Source organism: Nonomuraea sp. NPDC050383 (genome assembly GCF_044459125.1).
Lineage (GTDB): Bacteria > Actinomycetota > Actinomycetes > Streptosporangiales > Streptosporangiaceae > Nonomuraea.
Window position 1 is genome coordinate 149,951 of sequence record NZ_JBITIP010000009.1, and the last position, 17,467, is coordinate 167,417.

Consider the following 17,467-nt stretch of genomic DNA (forward strand, 5'->3'; position numbering starts at 1 on the left):
ACCACTGTACGGTGATCCCTATGATCGTTCGCACCTGGCGGGGATGGACCAGGGCCCAGGACGCCTCGGCCTACGAGGACTACCTGATGCGCACCGGGTTCCCCGGCTACGCCTCGACTCCGGGCAACCGGGGGGCCTACTTCACCCGGCGTGACGACGGCGACCGCACCGAGTTCTTCCTGATCTCGCTGTGGGAGTCGTGGGAGGCGGTCAGGGCGTTCGCCGGCGACGCGCCGGAGACCGCGGTCTTCTACCCGGAGGACGACGCCTACCTGGTGGACCGGGAGCTGATGGTCGAGCACTACGAGGTCTTCGCCGGCCCGCACTCATGACACGCGGTGGAGCGCGTCGGCCAGCCGCCGCACCCCCTCCGCCAGCTCGGCCAGGTGCGTCGCCGCGATGTGCGTGACCCGCACGCGCGGCCCCGGCGGCTCCGACGGGTAGTACATCCGGCCCGGGCTCACCAGCACGCCGTTGCGCTTGGCCGCCTCGACCAGGGCTGTCTCGTCCACCTCGGGCGGCAGCCGCAGCCACAGGTGCATGCCGCCCCTCGGCAGCAGGTGCGGCTCCGCCTCCGGCATGCGCCGGGCCAGCTCGGCCGCCATCGCGTCGCGGCGGGTCGCGATCTCGGCGTGCAGCGCCGACAGGTGCCGCCCCCACGCCGCCGAGCCGAGGAACTCCACCGCCGTCTCCTGCAACGGCCGCGCCACGAAGAACGACTCCACGAGCTGGCTCGCCCGCAGCCGGTGCGCCGCCGGCCCGCGCGCGATCACGGCCGCCACCCGCATGCTCGGCGACAGCGCCTTGGTGAGCGAGGCGATGTGGACGACGACGCCGTGCTCGTCCATGGAGACCATCGGCGGCGGCGCCTGGTCGGTCAGGTAGCGGGCGAAGTCGTCCTCGACCACGAACGCGCCCGCCGCCCGTGCCACCCGCAGCACCTGCTCGCGGCGCTCGCGCGGTGACGTGACGCCCGTGGGGTTGTGCAGCGTCGGCTGGGTGAAGAACACGCGCGCTCCCGTCACGGCGAACGCCTCGGCCAGCAGGTCGGGCCGTACGCCGTCGCGGTCCATCGGCACGGCCGTGGGCCGCAGCCCCGCGGCCCTGGCCGCCGCCAGGGCGCCCGGGTAGGTCGGCGTCTCCACCAGCACCGGCGTGCCGGGGGCGGCGAGGGCCCGGAAGGCGTGCGTCAGGGCCGCCTGGCCACCGCTCACGATCAGCGCGTCGGCGGCCGTCACGTCGCCGCCCGCCTCGGCCGCGAACCAGCGGCGCAGCTCGGCCAGCCCGTTCAGCGGCGGCATCGCCCAGGCGTCCGGCCGGCGGACCGCCCGCGCCGCCGCGGCCGCGAGCTGCCGGTCCGGCCGCAGCCCCGGGTGCGGGTAGCCGCCGGTCAGCGGCACCACGCCCTCGGGCGGCCCGCTCAGCAGGGCCACCACGGCCGACTCGTCCACCACCCGATCGCCCAGCGCGACCGTCTGCCATGACAGGTCCGGAGCGGCGGCGGGCCGCTCGGTGCGGTGCGCCACGAACGCGCCGCTGCCCGGCCGCGTGACCACCACACCCTCGGCGGCGAGCCGGCCGAGGGCCCTGGAGACGGTCACCGGGCTGACGTTGTGGCGCCGCATGATCTCCCGGCTGGACGGCAGGCGGTCGCCGGGCCGGAGCCGGTCGGCCTCCTCGCGCAGTATCGCGGCGATCTGGGCGATACTGCTATCGTTGTCCATGAAAGAGCAGAATAGCGCTATCGTCGCGGACGAGATAGCGGTCCGCCCGCCCCAGGTCACGAGGCAGGGCGGGACGGGGCTCGCCTTCCTCGGCGTGCTGGCCTTCTCGGGCTCGATGCCGGCCACCGTGTTCGCGATGCGGGGCTTCGACCCGTGGCTCGTCGCCGTCGGCCGGGCCGTCGTGGCCGCCGTCATCGCGCTCGCCTGCCTCCGGGCCGCCCGGCTCCCGCTCCTGCCGCCCCGGCGCCAGTGGGGCTCGTACGCGCTGATCTCGCTCGGCGTCGTGTTCGGGTTCCCGGTCTTCAGCGGCCTGGCGCTGCATCTCGGGGCGACGACCGCCCACTCGGCCGTCGTGATCGGCCTCCTCCCCGCCGCCACCGCCGCCTGCGCCGTGCTGCGCGCCGGCGAGCGCCCCCGGCCGCTGTTCTGGGTCGCCTGCGCGGCCGGCGCCCTCGCGATCACCGCGTTCACGCTCACCCGCTCCGGCGTGACGGGCACGTGGGCCGACCTGCTGCTCGTCGGCGCGCTCCTGTCGGCGGCCGTCGGCTACACCGAGGGCGGCCGGCTCGCCCGTGACACGCCCGGCTGGCAGGTCATCTCGTACGCGCTCGTCGTGTCCCTCCCGTTCACCGCGCCCGTGACCGCCGTGCTGGCCGTGACGACGCCGGTCCATCCGTCGGCCGAGGCGCTCGCCGGCTTCGCGTACGTGGCGGTGGTGTCGATGTTCGTCGGCTTCATCCCCTGGTACGCCGGCCTGGCCAGGGGCGGGATCGCCCGCGCGGGCCAGACGCAGCTCGCGCAGCCGGTGCTCACGCTGGTGTGGGCGTGGTTCCTGCTGGGGGAGCGGTTCGGGGCGGTGACGGTGGCGGGGGCGCTGGCCGTGCTGGCCTGTGTGGCGATCACCCAGCGCACCCGTACGTGAACCCGCCGCGTCATGCGGCTCAGACGCTTGCCAGGCATGACGGCTCCGCGCAGGATGGGGGATGGAGGTGTCACATGGCGGACCTCACGATCCCGGAGGGCGGCTTCTGGCCGGCCCCGGAGATCCCGCAGCCGAACATTTACCCGATGGAGTGGCGGGTCGAGACGGCCAAGCTCGCGGCCATCTACGAGAAGTCCAAGCGCACGGTCTGGAACCCCGCCGACCTGCCCTGGGACGGCCTCGACCCGGCCGACTTCACCCGCGAGCAGCGGCTCGGCATCATGTACTGGTTCGCCGTGCTGGCGAACTTCGACGCCTCGGGGCCGGCGGTCTTCGCCCGGGCCACCATCCAGGCGTTCGAGAAGCACGAGGAGGACCCGGTCCGCAAGTGCTTCTTCTCCATCACCCGCGACGAGATGAACCACGAGGAGTGCTGCCAGCGCGCGATCGCCAAGCTCTGGCCCGGCGGCCCCCTCGACTGGACGCCGTCCGACGACCTGGAGCGGGCGGCGCACAACAACATCGGCTGGCTGTACCACAACGGCGGCCGCTACTGGAACGGCTACAACACCGCCGTCGGCAAGTACAGCCTGCCCGTGCTGTTCACCAGCTTCATGATGGGGGAGATGGCCGCGTCCACCCTGTTCAGGGGGATGGCGTCGGGCACCACGCACCCGGTGTTCGGGGAGATGTTCCACCGCATCGGCCGCGACGAGTCGCGGCACCTCCAGATCTGCATGACCATCCTGGAGAACGAGTGGCCGGGCCTCACCGACGACACCCGCGTCCTCATCACCCGCCAGCTCCGGGCCGGGTTCGTGTTCCTGTCCATGATCCTCTGGGAGCCGCCCGGTGGCTTCTGGGAGCTGCCGCCGTACTTCCTGGCCAACCACCGCGTCCTCATGGACCACGCCCGCGACGCGGGGCTCGGGGTGCTGTCGTACGAGGATCAGGCGGAGAACTGGCGGGTGGCCATGGCCCGCGTCCGCGCCATCGTCGAGCGCTGGGGGATCGACTTCCCCGCCATCCCGGAGCTCGACCTCGAAGGCGTGCCGGTGGACTTCATCGACCCGGAGGACATCATCCCGGTGTTCTGAGGGGGCGGGCTGCCCCTCATGTCCCTTCATATCGGAATCGTTCGAAACGTTCGTAGTGCCCTATATCCTGGGCCTATGGCGGAGGCTGCGGTTTCACCGGATCCCGACGTGGTCCGCGCGTTGCGGGCGCTGTCGAACCCGATGCGCCTGCAACTGCTGTCGTGGCTGCGCGAGCCGGAGCGCCACTTCCCGCCCGAGCAGGCGATCGCCGACCAAGCCGAGGTCGGGGTGTGCGTGAGCCACATCCAGGCCAAGGCGGGGCTGGCCCAGTCGACGGTGTCGGCGTACATGGCCGAACTGGAGCGGGCCGGCCTGGTGCGGTCCACCCGCGTGGGCAAGTGGACCCACTACAAGCGCGACGAGCAGCGCATCGCCCAGCTCGTCACCGTCCTCGGAGAGACCCTCTAGGGGTTCGCGGACCTTTCTGTCGCCGCCCGGGTTGCCTGTCATATCGAGATTCTGCGATAGTCCGATATGTTGGCAAATATGGCACGTGGACAAGGAGGCGTTCGATGGGCAGCCTGGATGGCCTGGAACTGGGGACGTACGGCGTCTGGACCTTCGACTTCGAGGGTCAGCCCGCCGCGCGGATGCGCGACGAGATCCAGGAGCTGGAGGAGCGGGGATGGCGGACGTTCTGGATCCCCGAGCTGATGGGGCGCGAGGCGCTCACCCACGCCGGCTACCTGCTCTCCTGCACCCAGCGGATGCACGTCGTCAACGGCATCGCGCAGATCTGGTCGCGCGATGCCCGATGGACGCAGGGCGCCGCCCTCCTCCTGGCCGACGCCTACCCTGACCGGCACGTGCTCGGCCTGGGATTCGGCGGCCTCGCGCGACCGGGGGTCAAGCCCCTGGCGGCCATGGCCGAGTACCTCGACGCGATGGACGCGGCCGACACGCCCAACCCCAGGCCGGCGGCCCCGATGCGCCGCATCCTGGCCGCGTACGGGCCGAAGATGCTCGAACTCGCCCGCGACCGCACCGCCGGCGCCCACGCCTACCACGTCAACGTGGCCCACACCGCGCAGTCGCGGGAGATCCTCGGGCCGGACGCGTTCCTGGGCGTCGAGCACCCGGTGCTGCTGGAGTCCGATCCGGCCAAGGCCCGCGCCGTCGCGCGGGAGCACCTGCACCCCTACCTGACCAGCCCGTACAACATCGCGAAGTTCCGCCGGCTGGGCTACACGGAGGAGGAGATCGTCAACGGCGGCAGCGACCGCCTCGTCGACGACCTGGTGTTCTGGGGCGACCTGGACGCCGTCGTCGAAAAGCTCCACGGCCACCTTGAGGCCGGCGCGGACCACGTCGGCGTCCAGGTGATCGGCGTCGAGCCGGGCCGGACCGCGATGCCGCACTGGCGGTTGCTCGGCGACGCCCTCCTGCCGTAGGGCGCCAAGGCGTGTCCGTGATCAGGTGGCGGGGCGGCGGAGCCGGATGCGGATGGAGGCGACGTCGATGCTGCCCCGGTGGCGAGACGCGCGTGGCAGGATCGGGACAACGTGCGGCCTCCGGAGGAGATCGGCTATGTCGATGGACCCAGTAACCCCCTTCGACCATCGCGCCGGCGTGGAACCGTTCTGCGAGGAGGACGCGTGACAGCGGCACGAGTGCTGGTGCTCGGCCTCGATCCCGCCAAGATCCAAGGCTGGGACCCCGAGCCTGTCCAGGCGGCGATAGCACGCGGTCGGGCCCGTTTCGACGACTACGGCGTCGAGGCCGACTGGTGCCTGGTGGCACTGGAGGAGAACCCAGAAGGTGCGATCGAGGAGGCGCTGACCCGCGAGGACTACGCCTGCGTGGTGATCGGTGGCGGCATCCGCACGCACGAGCCGTTGCTCGAACTCTTCGAGAAGGTGGTCAATTTGGTCCGCCGGCACGCGCCCGACGCGGCCATCGCCTTCAACAGCAGCCCCGAGAACTGCGCCGACGCGGCTCTGCGATGGCTGCCCCAGCGCATGTCGCGTGACCCCGGCACAGGGTCGCGGGACGGAGCCTAGGAGATCCGGTCCAGGGGGTAGTCGTACCGGACGAACCCGTTGAACCGCGCCACCTTGTCATACAGGGCGCGGGCGGAGGCGTTGTCCTGCTTGGTCGTCCAGTACAGCCGAGCGGCGCCCCGCCTGCGCGACTCCTCGGCCACCCACTCGATCAGCCCCCGAGCCGCCCCCTGCCCACGCGCCGCCTCGCCGACGAACAGGTCCTGCAGATAGCAGGACTCGGCGGACCAGAAGGTCACGTGGAACAGGTAGTGCGCGATGCCGACCAACTGCCCGTCCAGCCACGCCCCGACCCCGTGCACCTCCCGGCCGTCCATCAGCCGCCGCCAGGTCTCCTCGTACCCCTCGTCGGGGACGTCGGTGCGGTAGAACGACTTGTACCCACGCGCCAGCACTTCCCAGGCGGCACGATCCTCAGCACGCAGCGGGCCTATGTCGATCACGCCGGTCATCCTCGCACACCCCGTACCACTTGCTCGAGGCGAGAACCGCACGGAGCAATCCGTCCCGAAACCCCTGACGAACCTCATGCCCTGATCGAGTCACTCTGCGCCGTCGTAGCCGACCGCCGCATGTCCGCCGGTGTAGCCGTTGGCGAGGAGGCGGAAGTCCACTAGGCCGGCCCCCGCCTCAAGGGCCCTCAGACAAGGCGCGCACGTCGGCGGCGTGGGCGTCGGCGACGACCTCTCGGTCGGCGGCCCACCGCTTGAAAGAAGGCGTGCGGGACCGCGAGAGGAGGCCATGTGGCCCTCCCATGTCCGCCTCGCACCCTCAGGTCGGTGTCGGGTGCATGGGCGACTCCTTCGACTCGGCATCGCCCCCGTCCGCCGTGACGGGCCACGAGTCCTTGGGGCAGACGTAGCTCCCACGCTGCGGGACCGTGTAGATCCACCCTTGCGCACGAAGCAGCGCCATCGCGCGTCGCACGGTCTCCCGCGCGACGCTGTACTGTCCCACCAGCACGCTCTCCGCCGGAATGGGTCGCCTCGGTGGCAGCTCACCGGCCATGATGCGATCGCGGAGCTCCTGCGCTATCTGCTGATAGAGCGGCATCTTCTGAGCATCGCGGGACGTGTCTCTTCGGGGGCCCACGAACGTGCCCTCGCCCTGGACCGTGTGAACGAGACCTTCGGCGCGGAGAACACCGATCGCGCGCCGCGCGGTCGTGCGGGCCACGCCGAAATCCCGCTGGATCTCCGCCTCGCTGGGCACCGGCGAGCCGGGCCGGAGCTCGTTGACGATCCGGGTGCGGAGGATGGAGCTGATCTGAAGGTAGAGATGAGTGTCACCCTCGGGATCGACCATGGGGCTCAGCGTACGAGGGTTGCCGTGACCTTGGAGGACTACTGCTGGTGTTCGTCCGGCCACTTGTCGCGGGTGCTCACGAACGTGCCCCGGTAGGGGACGGTGAACACCCAGCCCAGGTCTCTGAGGTGAGCCACCGCCTGCCGGGCGGTGACCTTGGCGATGCCGTATTCGCTCATCATGGACTTCTCGCCGGGGATTGCCCGGTTCGGCGGGAACTCACCTTGCTTGATCCGCTCGGCGATCTCTTCCGCGATCTTCTGGTACAGCGGCACCTTCCGCGCCGCCCGCGGTCCACCCGGCTGTCCGACGAACGTGCCCTCGCCCTGGATGGTGTACGCCATCCCCTGCTCACGCAGCTCGCGCGCGACTCGCCGGGCGGTGGTGCGGGCGATCTCGTAGTCCCGCTCCAGCTTCGCCTCGCTGGGGACGGGGTCGCCCGCTTTCAGTTCTCCGCGTTCGATCTGCTCGCGGATCAGATCGGCGACCTGCTTGTAGATCGGCACGGGACCCTCACGATCAAGCACCCAGGGAGTATAGACCAAACCGTACATCAAAGTACAAAGCAGACGCACGTGCGAACCAGTAGATACGAGCTAGACCTATGAAGACGTATGCGGTACGATCCTGAGCATGTCCTCGGAACTGGAGTTCTGCCGCAGCTGTCAGGTGGCGTTGCTCGTCGGGGCGGCAATGGATATCGACTGGGAGCCGGAAGTGGATTGGAGTGAACGGGTGCGGGTGTGTGACTACGCCCCGGTCTGCCGGCACGTGCTGTACGAGCTCTGTCAGGCCGGCGGCCTCAGGTTCATCCGGAAGGTCAACAAGCGAGGTAGGCGAAGAATGATGCTGGCATCACCCCGAATGATCGCGGCCAGGGCCAATGCTGTGTGGCGACGGGTGGGGATACCTGCTTGAGCTGGATGACGGTGTGCGAGGACGCTTCGCTGGAGTCATGGGCGGTACCTGCGGGTTGTCGCGTAGCCCTTGTATCGTCTTGGCCTTTGTGGGCTCCGGCTGGTGCCCGGTCCGACCATGTTTTGGGTGACCGTCGGCGTGCAGATCATGCGCTCACTCGCAACGGGCGCCACTTGTGGGCTGCCAGCCCTCACGGGCCTGGGCGCGACGGTTCGATCGTGTCGCGTCAGTCATGTGAGGCACCCAGGTGTGATTCCTACGGCTCACCCCCTCTTCCCGGCGCCCAAGGATGTGGGGCCTGGGGTAGCCGTCTCCGTGAACGCCTGACGCCATGCTCGCCGATCGCGACTCTCGCGATGACAAGTGCCCGATCATAAGCCGCAGGCGTGCCCGCAGATCATTCGCGGGGACACCGATCCGGCACCGGCCGGGCTCACCGTGCGCCACATGTGCACCAAAACCGCGCCGACATCCGCCAAGCGTTCGCCCGGCCGCCTACGGCTCCTCTGCCGGCGACGACCTGCATCATCGCGTTCGGAGTCATGAGTCGTGCCTTGTTCAGCCGTCTGCTGCATGTCGCCGCTTGTACGAGATCGCGTAGCCGCACGGGGAGACCGCACGTCTCCATGCCGGCGGGGATGCCATCAGCGATCTGTTGGTTCCGATTCTTCGCAGGCCCTGTCGCGGCCTGCGACACCAAGCCCTCCATCGGACGCGTGTCGCTCGCATCTGATGGAAGTGGGTCTTGCCGAGTGTGTGAACGCTCACTCACCACGCCCGCAAGGCCCCGGGTATCCCGGCCGCCCAGCTGCCGCAAGAGGTGGCCGGGGCGGTCCCTCTCGCAGGCCCTGGTTCGCTCCCTGGGGCTGCGAGGGGGACACCTTCCTTGGAGGAGGGACGCGGTCCCGCGCTTTCCGGGTGTCGCGGGACCGCGTCGCGGCGGGTGCCGGCCTGGAATCTCCGCCACGGCCGTCCCGCGCGGAAAGGATGGCATGCGGTCTCATGCCGTCACTGGCGTTCCGCGCTATCGGCGGGATCATGGCTTTTGGGCGGCCTGCGGGCTGAGGGTGCGGTATCGAGGCTTCCAGGGCAGTGCTCTGGGTAGCCGGCGCGGCGCGGAGATCGGCCGGGCGGTTCATGGGGTGGTGGGCAAGAGTACGTCTCAGTAGGTGTCGATGACGATGGTGTTGTCGGAGTAGTCCCGCTCAGGCGCCGAGGTGGTGGCGGCGGCTCGCAGGTGAAAAGGGCCGCCTGCGGATTCCTGGCGCTTGACCTTCACCTCGAAGTACTGCGGGAAGGGACCGTACCCCAGGTCGCAGGTCGCCCCGAAGTGACCCAACTGGCACAGGGCAGTGCCGTTTCGTACCCCGGTGATGACCTGGCCCTGGGAGACATAAAGGTCGAGCTTCACCCGCCCCGCCTGGTTGTCCGCGCCGACGCTCACGATGTAGGTGGCATAGCCGGGTTCCGTGCCGTTCACCCAGACATTTCCGATCGTCTCGGCATGGGCAGGGGCAGCGAGCATGGTGCCGGCGGCAAGAGCGCCGAGGGCGCATCGCTTCATGAGAACTCCTTGTCAACAGATGTGACAGGGCCAGCATTTGAAGGTTGCCGCGGCGCGTCAGGGAGCTCAATTACCCATAGGGTAATGCGATCTTGCTTCGAAGGCCGCGCCGGTAGATCCGCGTTCGGGCGCGTGACACGGTCAGGGGACCGGGATGCGTTTCCATGCCGAGTCCGTGATGATCAGATGGTCGAGGAAGCGGAGGCCGACCGTGTGCGCGGCCGCCGCCAGTCGAGCCGTGGCCGTGAGGTCGTCGTTGCTGGGGTCGAGCGAGCCGCTGGGATGGTTGTGGGCCACAGCGAAGGCGGCCCCGCCGGAGGTCAGGACCGTCGCGATGATCTCCCGTACCGGCACGGCCGTGTGGTCGGCGCCGCCCTCCGTGAGGACCGTGCGCCGCAGGACCGCCCCTCGTGGGTCGCACACCACCACGACCAGCCGCTCGCGCGAAAGCCCCTGGAGCAGCGGGGCCGCGACCGTGGCCAGGTCGGACGTGCTCGTGATCCTCGGCCGCTCAGGATCGGCCTGCGCTCGGCGTACGAGATGGAAGGCAGCCGCCACCCGCGCCGCCTTCGCCGGACCCACGCCCGGCACGGCCAGCAGGCGGTGCGGCTCGGCACGGGCCAGGCCGTCGAGATCGCCGCAGTGCTCGATCACCTGGGAGGCCAGGTCCATCGCGCTCGTCCCGCAGAAGCCGGAGCCCAGCAGCACGGCCAGCAGTTCACGGTCGGCGAGCGCGGCCGGCCCGCTCGTCATGAGTCGCTCTCGGGGCCGCTCCCGGGAGGGCAGGTCTTTGACTCGCACAGAATGGTTGTATCAACGAGGACCGACAAGCTTGGGCGGCGAGCTTCTGACTCGGTCACGCCGGTCCTCGGATGGCGAAGGTGCTCCAGCCGGCCCGCGTAGAGGAGGGAGCGGCGGGTCTGTGCGCTCGCGCGGTGGTCCGCCTGCACAGGGGAGGAGGCGTTCTGGGTGAACGGCCTGTGCGGGGCGTCTTCCGTGGGCGGATCAGTTGACGGGCATGCTGTACATGACCCGGAAGCGGTCGCCGGGGAGCACGATGTCGCTGGTCTCGACCGGTCGCTCGCCGGCCCAGTGGGTACGTTCCACGTGCAGGACGTGCGTGCCCGCCGCGAGTTGCAGGGCATCCGCCTCGCCCGGGCGCGGCACCCGCGTGTGCACAGTCTCCCGGATCTCCGTGATCTTGACGCCGTGCGCGTACATCCTGGCCACCACGCTGCGCCGCTCCTCGTCCAGATGGGCCGCGAACTCCACGGACTCGTACGAGGTCGCGAGCTGGAGCGGTCTCCCGTCGCCGCGGTACAGGTAACGGGTTCTCGTCAACTTGGCCGACAGCGGCACCCGCAGCCGTCTTGAGATCTCGGGAGTGGCCTCGGCGGAGTCGCTCTGCCATTCCCACGTCACACGCCGGCCCTGCGTCTGCAGATCGGCGGCGAACGGGGTGGGGTGGTCCGGGAAGCGCCATCTGTGCAGGGGCCACAGAATGGGACGCTCCCTGACGTAATGGCCCGATCCCACGCGGCCGATGATGAGGCCCTCGGCGACCAGCACACGGAGTGCATGACGAGCCGCGGTCTCGCCGACCTGGTATTTCCGGGTCAACTGCGCCCGTGAGGGGATGGGCGCGCCCGGGGAAAGGGTGCCGTCGTTGATCTGCCGTCGAATGTCCTCTACGACGCGCAGGTAGACCGGATCTGAGGTGGCCACTAATTCATCCCTGGGGGGTTCGGGTGAGGCGTTGCCCTATGTTGCCGTATTCGGCAGGTAACCGACCGTCATCGACGACCCTTGGAGCCCCAACTTTGCGGCAGCGCAAAATTATCGGAGAAACCTTGTAACGCCGATGTAAGACGGCGCGATTGTCCGATAGAGGTCGTCGATGTGTGTACCCCCGAGCACATATCGGCGACCTCTTCCAATGAGGGGTGGTAGGGGGCCTGTGTCGTAGGCACCCGCCGATCTTCCCCGCCCCGCTCTCCTTCCTGGGCCGCTCATGCAAGAGCCACCCCACACCGGCCGTCGGCGAACGACCGTCGCTCGCCGCCTGGCGGATGACGGCGCCCGGTTCTCGAACGGCGATGCCAGGGGCCGCGATCCTGGTCCACCACGCCCCGACCTGGGCGGGGGCGGTGACCGTTGGCGCGAGCCGGGGATGTCCGGGATGTCATGGGAAGTGGTGCCCTGGATGGCCTGTGAGGTGGGCGAAGCGGGGTGGCGGCGTCCAAGGGTTTTGGGAATCCAGGTAGCGTTCGCACTATGGCATCGCCAACTGGAACCACGGAAGCGCCCTTCGGCCGCATGCTGACCGCCATGGTCACGCCGTTCACCGCCGACGGCGCGGTCGACTATCCGGCCGTTCGGCGGCTCGCCGTCTATCTGGTGGACGAGCAGCGCAACGACGGCCTGATCGTGAGCGGTACGACGGGCGAGTCGCCCACCACCTCCGACGAGGAGAAGCAGCGTATCCTCAGTACGGTCCTCGAAGCGGTCGGGGATCGGGCTACCGTGGTTGCAGGGGCGGGTACGAACGATACGCGGCACAGTGTCGAGTTGGCGAGGGCGGCGGCGCGCGCCGGTGCGCACGGCCTGCTCGTGGTCACGCCGTACTACAGCAAGCCCCCGCAGGAGGGCCTCTACCGGCATTTCGCCACGGTGGCCGATTCGACGGACCTGCCGGTGATGCTCTATGACATTCCTGGACGCAGTGGCGTGCCGATCCAGACCGCGACCCTGATCCGGCTGGCGCAGCACGAACGCATCGTCGCCGTTAAGGACGCCAAGGGCGACCTGTTCGCCGGCAGCCAGGTGATGACGATGACCGATCTCGCCTACTACTCCGGCGACGACGTGCTCAACCTGCCGTGGCTGTCGGTCGGCGCGGCCGGTTTCGTGAGCGTCGTGGGTCACGTGGTCGGGGCGCAACTGGCCCGCATGATCGAGCTGTACCGCGACGGAGACGTCGCCGAGGCGCTCGCCGTGCACCGCCAGCTGGCCCCCGTGGTCGAAGGAATCATGATGAGCGCGGGTGGCGCGATCATGGCCAAGGCCGCGCTGGCCATGGTGGGCGTGCCTGTGGGTCCCGTACGGTCGCCGCTGGTCGCCGAGACGGAGAGACAGAACGCCGAGCTGCGCGCTTGCCTGGTGGCAGGCGGAGTGAAGTTGACAGACACCTAAAACGGGGAGGAACCGGAAGTTTTGAGAACACGATTCAACAAGGGGACACGAGCATGAGTCATCCACATCCGGAGCTCGGGCCCCCACCGGCGCTGCCTGAGGGTGGTCTGCGCATCGTCGCGTTGGGCGGGCTCGGTGAGATCGGCAGGAACATGGCGGTCTTCGAGTACGAGGGCCGTCTGCTGATCGTCGACTGCGGGGTGCTCTTCCCCGAGCCGGACCAGCCGGGCGTCGACTTGATCCTGCCCGACTTCGAGTACATCAGGGACCGGCTCGACGACGTCGAGGCCGTGGTGCTGACGCACGCCCACGAGGATCACATCGGGGCGGTTCCCTACCTTCTGCGCGAGCGGCGCAACATCCCGCTCATCGGATCGAGGCTGACCCTGGCCCTCATCGAGGCCAAGCTCACCGAGCACCGCATCCAGCCGACCAAGCTCGAGGTGATCGAGGGCGAGCGGCACAGGTTCGGGCCGTTCGAATGTGAGTTCCTCGCGGTCAACCACTCGATTCCCGACGCCCTGGCCGTCGCCATCCGGACGCCCGCGGGCATCGTCCTGCACACCGGCGACTTCCGGATGGACCAGTTGCCGAGCGACGGCCGGCTCACCGACCTGGGCGGGTTCGCCCGGCTCGGATCCGAGGGCGTCGACCTGCTGATGTCCGACTCGACCAACGCCGAGGTGCCGGGGTTCGTCACCAGCGAGCGGGAGATCGGGCCGGTCATCGACGAGGTCATCCGCACCTCCGAGCAGCGGGTCATCGTCGCCAGCTTCGCCTCCCACGTGCACCGCATCCAGCAGGTCATGGACGCGGCCGCCCGGCACGGTCGCAAGGTGGCGCTCGTCGGCCGCTCCATGGTGCGCAACATGGGGGTGGCCCGTGATCTCGGCTACCTCAAGGTGCCGCCGGAGCTGATCGTCGACTCCCGCGACATCGAGGCGTACCCGCCGGAGGACGTGGTGCTCGTCTGCACCGGCTCCCAGGGCGAGCCCATGGCCGCGCTGTCGCGGATGGCCAACCGCGACCACCCGATCCGGGTCACCGAGGGCGACACCGTGCTGCTCGCCTCGTCGCTGGTACCCGGCAACGAGACCGCGGTCAACAAGGTGATCAACGGGCTGACCCGGTGGGGGGCTCGCGTCGTCCACAAGGGCAACGCCAAAGTGCACGTCTCGGGGCACGCCGCCGCCGGCGAGCTGCTGTACGTCCTCAACCTGACGCGTCCGTCCAACTTCATGCCCGTCCATGGAGAGTGGCGGCATCTGCGCGCGCACGCGAGACTCGCGGAGCTCACCGGGGTGCCGGAGGACCACATCGTGATCGCCGAGGACGGCGTCGTGGTGGACCTGGTCGACGGCCGAGCGAAGATCGTCGGCGCGGTCCACGCGGGTTACGTGTACGTCGACGGCTCCTCGGTCGGTGAGATCACCGACACCTCGTTGAAGGATCGCAGGATCCTCGGCGACGAGGGGTTCATCTCGGTGGTGATCGTGGTCGACTCGAACTCCGGGAAGCTCACGGCGGGGCCGGAGATCCACGCCCGAGGCTCGGGCATCGATCCCGCGCAGTTCGACCAGTTCATCCCGCAGATCGAGAAGGCCCTGGAGGCCAAGGCCGCCGACGGGGTGGTCGACATGCAGGAGATTCGGCGCGTGGTCCGGCGTACGGTCGGCCGCTGGGTGAGCGACACCTACCGTCGCCGCCCGATGATCATCCCTGTGGTGGTCGAGGTCTGACGCCTGCCTCAGCGAGGCTCGCGGTCCGGCGCAGTGCTTTCGCGCTGCGCCGGATGCGCACGCGCACGCCGGCCGGTGGCGCATGACCGCTCGGCCTCCGTGGCCGGGCGCGGGCGTCGAGTGGTGAGGTGCGAAGCCGCCTTCCACGCCCCCGAAAGTCGCTTGCCCGGACGAACAGGCCGTGAGTAGCGTCGTCGGCTGTGACGCCGACTCTGTACACGAAACGGCTGGTTCTGGAGCCGTACGTTCCTGAGGACGAGGAAAGCTTCGTCGCTCTGTTCCAGGACGAGAGGGTGTCGCGGTGGATGGGGGAGGGTCCTTCTCCTGAGGAGGAGGACCGGGCGCTGTTCGGACGCGTCTTCACGAAGGTCTACGCGCGAGACCTGTTCGACGTCTGGGCGGTCCGGCGGGACGGGGTGCATGTCGGGCATGCCGAGATCAAGCCGACCGACGCCGTCGGAGGGCACGAGATCATCTACGCGCTGGCGCCGGCGGCCTGGGGGTCCGGCCTGGGAACCGAGCTGGCGGAGGCGATCGTCGCGTACGGCTTCGAGACCCTCGGGCTGGCGGAGGTCTTCGCCACCGTGGCCGCCGAGAACCTGGTGTCTCTGGCCGTCCTGGAGAAGATCGGTTTCCGGCACGTCCGGGACATCGAGGAGGACGACGGCGGCACGACCCGCGTGCTGATCCGGACTTCCGCTCTCTAGGGGGCGTGGAGGAGACGGTCGCCGGCCGGCAGAGGCGTCAACGCGGAAGGCGTGTCCCGTGGAGATTCCTCCAGTTACTGCGCTGATTGCTGTTCGAGTGTCCATGGCGTGGCCCCGTGGGCGGATGGTTGTCTTGTCGGCGTGGAAACCATGACCTCCGAAGGGCGGACCATCGTGCCGCCCCCACGGGGCTTGCGGTGCGGGTGGCCGCCGGTCAGCGGGACCGATCTTGACGGCGGCCGAGCCACCTCAGAAGGGAATCTGACATGACCATCGAACATCCTGCGTCCCTCCCCGTACGGCTCGGCGGCCTCGACCTGGCCAACCGGTTCGCGGTCGCCCCGATGACCAGGGTCTCCGCCGCTCCCGACGGCACGCCGACCGCCGAGATGGCCGACTACTACGCCGCGTACGCCGAGGGCGGCTTCGGCCTGGTGATCACCGAGGGCACCTACACCGACACGGTCTACAGCCAGGGCTACCTCAACCAGCCCGGCATCGCGTCGGACGTCCACGCCGGGGCCTGGCGCGCCGTCACCGAGCGCGTGCACGCCGCCGGGTCACGTGCCGTGCTGCAGCTCATGCACGCCGGCGCGCTGTCCCAGGGCAACCGGCACCGCGACGACACCGCGGGCCCCTCCGAGGTGCCGCCCCTGGGCGAGAAGATGCCCGAGTACGGCGGGCACGGGCCGTGGCCGACGCCCAGGGCGATGACCCAGGACGACATCGACGTGGCGGTACGCGGCTTCGCCGACTCCGCCGTACGGGCCCTCGACGCCGGATTCGACGGCGTCGAGGTCCACGGGGCCAACGGCTACCTGCTGGACCAGTTCCTCACCGCGTACACCAACACCCGAGACGACTCCTACGGCGGTCCGGTCGCCAACCGGGTGCGGCTGGCCGCGGAGGTGGTCGCCGCCATCCGCGCCGAGGTCGGCCCGGAGTTCTGCGTCGGGGTGCGACTGTCGCAGACCAAGGTCAACGACTTCGTCTACCGCTGGCCCGGTGGCGCGTACGACGCTCGGATCATCTTCACGGCGCTCGCCGAGGCCGGTGCGACGTACCTGCACATCGCCAGCGAGGGACGCGACTGGATCGAGACGGCGCGGCTGGATGGCGACACGACGATCACCGGGCTCGCCCGCCTGGCGACGGGCCTGCCCGTCATCGCCAACGGCGGCATGCACGAGCTGTCACAGGCCGCGCAGGTGCTGCGGGACGGTCACGCCGACCTGGTGTCCATCGGCCGGGGCGCGCTGGCCAACTCCGACCTGCCGCGACGCGTGACCGGGGATCGGCCGCTGGAGGCGTTCGACCATATGATGCTGCAGCCGATGGCCACGCTGGCCAACGCCGCCCAATGGCGGCAGGCCTCCGCACGCGTCGCCGTCTGACACCCACCGGAGCACCTGGAACGGCATCATGAGCGAGAACTGGCACGGCGGCGCCGCGGCCGTCGTCACGCTGACCTTCGACGTCGACGCGGAGACGCCGATCCTCGCCGGGGGACGCGACTATGCCCGGCATGCCAGCACCATGTCACACCAGGCGTACGGTCCGGACGTCGGGCTGCCGCGCATCCTCGGCATACTGGACGAGCTGGAAGTGCCGGCCACCTTCTTCGTGCCGGGATGGGTGGCCGAGCACCGTCCGGCGCTGGCACAGTCGATCGCCGAACGCGGGCACGAGGTGGCGCACCACTCCTACAGCCACCGGCCGCCCACCTCGATGACGCCGGAGGAGGAACGCGCCGACTTCGAACGCGGCATGGAGGTCTTCGCCGACCAGGGCATCGAGATCGCCGGGCACCGGGCCGCGCTGTGGGAGGCCACCTGGCAGACCGCCGAGCTGGTCGCCGAGTACGGCCTGCGCTACGACTCCTCGCTCATGGGCGACGACCGTCCCTACCGCGTCCCCACGATGTCGGGTGACGTGGTGGAGCTGCCCGTCCACTGGTCGCTCGACGACTGGGAGCAGTACGCATTTCTGCCCGCGCCGCACGTCGGCTCGGTCATCGAGTCGCCGCAGAAGGTGCTGGAGCTGTGGCGGGCGGAGCTCGACGGGATGCGCCACTACCGGTGCCTGTTCAACCTCTGCGTGCACCCGTTCCTGTCGGGCCGGCCGGGCCGGGCGATGGCTCTGCGCCGGCTCATCGAGTACGCGCTGGAATGCGGCGACGTGCGCTTCGCCCGATGCCGTGACGTGGCCGCCGCCGCGCTGACCGACCCGGATCTGCCGGTCCGCCGGTCACAGGCCCCCGTCGTGGACCCCGACGTCTATCCCCTCTGAGGCTGTCACG

The 17,467-nt window shown here is 69.7% G+C and carries 19 protein-coding genes; 12 read left to right on the top strand and 7 right to left on the bottom strand.

Going from position 1 to position 17,467, the window contains the following annotated elements; translation table 11 throughout:
* Positions 1 to 20: 20 nt before the first annotated feature.
* Complete coding sequence (locus ACIBG4_RS23335; protein ID WP_397203576.1) at positions 21 to 332, top strand: hypothetical protein; 312 nt, start codon at positions 21 to 23, stop codon at positions 330 to 332.
* On the opposite strand, the gene ACIBG4_RS23340 is transcribed toward ACIBG4_RS23335, so the two are convergent.
* Positions 327 to 1,724: a PLP-dependent aminotransferase family protein gene (locus ACIBG4_RS23340; RefSeq protein WP_397203577.1), complete on the bottom strand. Its 1,398-nt coding sequence runs from the start codon at positions 1,722 to 1,724 to the stop codon at positions 327 to 329. The genes ACIBG4_RS23335 and ACIBG4_RS23340 overlap by 6 nt on opposite strands.
* Between ACIBG4_RS23340 and ACIBG4_RS23345 the strand changes: the two genes are divergently transcribed.
* The 5 genes from ACIBG4_RS23345 (at position 1,723) to ACIBG4_RS23365 (ending at position 5,743) form a co-directional block, all read left to right on the top strand.
* Entirely contained in the window at positions 1,723 to 2,646 is a 924-nt protein-coding gene (locus tag ACIBG4_RS23345) for a DMT family transporter (protein WP_310710536.1), read from the top strand. The two genes, ACIBG4_RS23340 and ACIBG4_RS23345, sit on opposite strands and share 2 nt — an antisense overlap.
* 74 nt (positions 2,647 to 2,720) lie before the next feature.
* Entirely contained in the window at positions 2,721 to 3,743 is a 1,023-nt protein-coding gene (locus ACIBG4_RS23350) for a hypothetical protein (protein WP_310710535.1), read from the top strand.
* A 75-nt stretch (positions 3,744 to 3,818) separates the two neighbouring features.
* Entirely contained in the window at positions 3,819 to 4,151 is a 333-nt protein-coding gene (locus ACIBG4_RS23355; protein WP_397203578.1) for an ArsR/SmtB family transcription factor, read from the top strand.
* Between the two features lie 104 nt (positions 4,152 to 4,255).
* Positions 4,256 to 5,134, top strand: coding sequence for a TIGR03620 family F420-dependent LLM class oxidoreductase (locus ACIBG4_RS23360; protein WP_397203579.1), 879 nt, complete (start codon positions 4,256 to 4,258; stop codon positions 5,132 to 5,134).
* Positions 5,135 to 5,338: 204 nt separating this feature from the next.
* On the top strand, positions 5,339 to 5,743 hold the full coding sequence (locus ACIBG4_RS23365; protein ID WP_397203580.1) for a hypothetical protein: 405 nt from the start codon (positions 5,339 to 5,341) through the stop codon (positions 5,741 to 5,743).
* Here ACIBG4_RS23365 and ACIBG4_RS23370 read toward each other — a convergent pair.
* The 3 genes from ACIBG4_RS23370 to ACIBG4_RS23380 form a co-directional block, all read right to left on the bottom strand.
* Positions 5,740 to 6,186 carry a GNAT family N-acetyltransferase gene (locus tag ACIBG4_RS23370; protein ID WP_397203581.1) on the bottom strand — a complete coding sequence of 149 codons (447 nt, stop codon included), beginning with the start codon at positions 6,184 to 6,186 and terminating at the stop codon, positions 5,740 to 5,742. The two genes, ACIBG4_RS23365 and ACIBG4_RS23370, sit on opposite strands and share 4 nt — an antisense overlap.
* 328 nt (positions 6,187 to 6,514) lie before the next feature.
* Positions 6,515 to 7,048 (bottom strand): GntR family transcriptional regulator, encoded by a 534-nt coding sequence (locus tag ACIBG4_RS23375; RefSeq protein ID WP_397203582.1) that lies wholly within the window; start codon positions 7,046 to 7,048, stop codon positions 6,515 to 6,517.
* Positions 7,049 to 7,086: 38 nt separating this feature from the next.
* Positions 7,087 to 7,575 (bottom strand): GntR family transcriptional regulator, encoded by a 489-nt coding sequence (locus ACIBG4_RS23380; protein ID WP_355446811.1) that lies wholly within the window; start codon positions 7,573 to 7,575, stop codon positions 7,087 to 7,089.
* 106 nt (positions 7,576 to 7,681) lie between these two features.
* On the opposite strand from ACIBG4_RS23380, the gene ACIBG4_RS23385 reads away from it, so the two are divergent.
* Positions 7,682 to 7,966 carry a hypothetical protein gene (locus ACIBG4_RS23385; protein WP_397203583.1) on the top strand — a complete coding sequence of 95 codons (285 nt, stop codon included), beginning with the start codon at positions 7,682 to 7,684 and terminating at the stop codon, positions 7,964 to 7,966.
* A 1,162-nt stretch (positions 7,967 to 9,128) separates the two neighbouring features.
* Here the strand turns inward: ACIBG4_RS23385 and ACIBG4_RS23390 are convergent.
* The 3 genes from ACIBG4_RS23390 to ACIBG4_RS23400 form a co-directional block, all read right to left on the bottom strand.
* On the bottom strand, positions 9,129 to 9,530 hold the full coding sequence (locus ACIBG4_RS23390; RefSeq protein WP_397203584.1) for a hypothetical protein: 402 nt from the start codon (positions 9,528 to 9,530) through the stop codon (positions 9,129 to 9,131).
* A 141-nt stretch (positions 9,531 to 9,671) separates the two neighbouring features.
* Positions 9,672 to 10,331 (bottom strand): RadC family protein, encoded by a 660-nt coding sequence (locus tag ACIBG4_RS23395; RefSeq protein ID WP_397203585.1) that lies wholly within the window; start codon positions 10,329 to 10,331, stop codon positions 9,672 to 9,674.
* 204 nt (positions 10,332 to 10,535) lie between these two features.
* Entirely contained in the window at positions 10,536 to 11,255 is a 720-nt protein-coding gene (locus tag ACIBG4_RS23400) for a GntR family transcriptional regulator (protein ID WP_397203586.1), read from the bottom strand.
* A gap of 549 nt (positions 11,256 to 11,804) precedes the next feature.
* On the opposite strand from ACIBG4_RS23400, the gene dapA reads away from it, so the two are divergent.
* The 5 genes from dapA (at position 11,805) to ACIBG4_RS23425 (ending at position 17,457) form a co-directional block, all read left to right on the top strand.
* Entirely contained in the window at positions 11,805 to 12,722 is a 918-nt protein-coding gene (gene dapA / locus ACIBG4_RS23405) for a 4-hydroxy-tetrahydrodipicolinate synthase (protein WP_397203587.1), read from the top strand.
* A 53-nt stretch (positions 12,723 to 12,775) separates the two neighbouring features.
* The gene (locus ACIBG4_RS23410) at positions 12,776 to 14,461 is read left to right on the top strand and encodes a ribonuclease J (protein ID WP_397203588.1); all 1,686 of its coding nucleotides are present in this window, start codon (positions 12,776 to 12,778) and stop codon (positions 14,459 to 14,461) included.
* A gap of 200 nt (positions 14,462 to 14,661) precedes the next feature.
* The gene (locus tag ACIBG4_RS23415; protein ID WP_397203589.1) at positions 14,662 to 15,168 is read left to right on the top strand and encodes a GNAT family N-acetyltransferase; all 507 of its coding nucleotides are present in this window, start codon (positions 14,662 to 14,664) and stop codon (positions 15,166 to 15,168) included.
* 266 nt (positions 15,169 to 15,434) lie between these two features.
* Positions 15,435 to 16,562 (top strand): alkene reductase, encoded by a 1,128-nt coding sequence (locus ACIBG4_RS23420; RefSeq protein ID WP_397203590.1) that lies wholly within the window; start codon positions 15,435 to 15,437, stop codon positions 16,560 to 16,562.
* Positions 16,563 to 16,590: 28 nt separating this feature from the next.
* Positions 16,591 to 17,457 carry a polysaccharide deacetylase gene (locus tag ACIBG4_RS23425; RefSeq protein WP_397203591.1) on the top strand — a complete coding sequence of 289 codons (867 nt, stop codon included), beginning with the start codon at positions 16,591 to 16,593 and terminating at the stop codon, positions 17,455 to 17,457.
* Positions 17,458 to 17,467 lie beyond the last annotated feature (10 nt).

What these genes read in the sequence shown, in the direction of transcription:
- ACIBG4_RS23340 (WP_397203577.1), bottom strand. Translation starts at nt 1,724, where the DNA reads ATGGACAACGATAGCAGTATCGCCCAGATCGCCGCGATACTGCGCGAG.
- ACIBG4_RS23385 (WP_397203583.1), top strand. Translation starts at nt 7,682, where the DNA reads ATGTCCTCGGAACTGGAGTTCTGCCGCAGCTGTCAGGTGGCGTTGCTC.
- ACIBG4_RS23350 (WP_310710535.1), top strand. Translation starts at nt 2,721, where the DNA reads ATGGCGGACCTCACGATCCCGGAGGGCGGCTTCTGGCCGGCCCCGGAG.
- ACIBG4_RS23420 (WP_397203590.1), top strand. Translation starts at nt 15,435, where the DNA reads ATGACCATCGAACATCCTGCGTCCCTCCCCGTACGGCTCGGCGGCCTC.
- ACIBG4_RS23355 (WP_397203578.1), top strand. Translation starts at nt 3,819, where the DNA reads ATGGCGGAGGCTGCGGTTTCACCGGATCCCGACGTGGTCCGCGCGTTG.
- ACIBG4_RS23390 (WP_397203584.1), bottom strand. Translation starts at nt 9,530, where the DNA reads ATGAAGCGATGCGCCCTCGGCGCTCTTGCCGCCGGCACCATGCTCGCT.
- ACIBG4_RS23360 (WP_397203579.1), top strand. Translation starts at nt 4,256, where the DNA reads ATGGGCAGCCTGGATGGCCTGGAACTGGGGACGTACGGCGTCTGGACC.
- ACIBG4_RS23335 (WP_397203576.1), top strand. Translation starts at nt 21, where the DNA reads ATGATCGTTCGCACCTGGCGGGGATGGACCAGGGCCCAGGACGCCTCG.
- ACIBG4_RS23375 (WP_397203582.1), bottom strand. Translation starts at nt 7,048, where the DNA reads ATGGTCGATCCCGAGGGTGACACTCATCTCTACCTTCAGATCAGCTCC.
- dapA (WP_397203587.1), top strand. Translation starts at nt 11,805, where the DNA reads ATGGCATCGCCAACTGGAACCACGGAAGCGCCCTTCGGCCGCATGCTG.
- ACIBG4_RS23410 (WP_397203588.1), top strand. Translation starts at nt 12,776, where the DNA reads ATGAGTCATCCACATCCGGAGCTCGGGCCCCCACCGGCGCTGCCTGAG.
- ACIBG4_RS23345 (WP_310710536.1), top strand. Translation starts at nt 1,723, where the DNA reads ATGAAAGAGCAGAATAGCGCTATCGTCGCGGACGAGATAGCGGTCCGC.
- ACIBG4_RS23425 (WP_397203591.1), top strand. Translation starts at nt 16,591, where the DNA reads ATGAGCGAGAACTGGCACGGCGGCGCCGCGGCCGTCGTCACGCTGACC.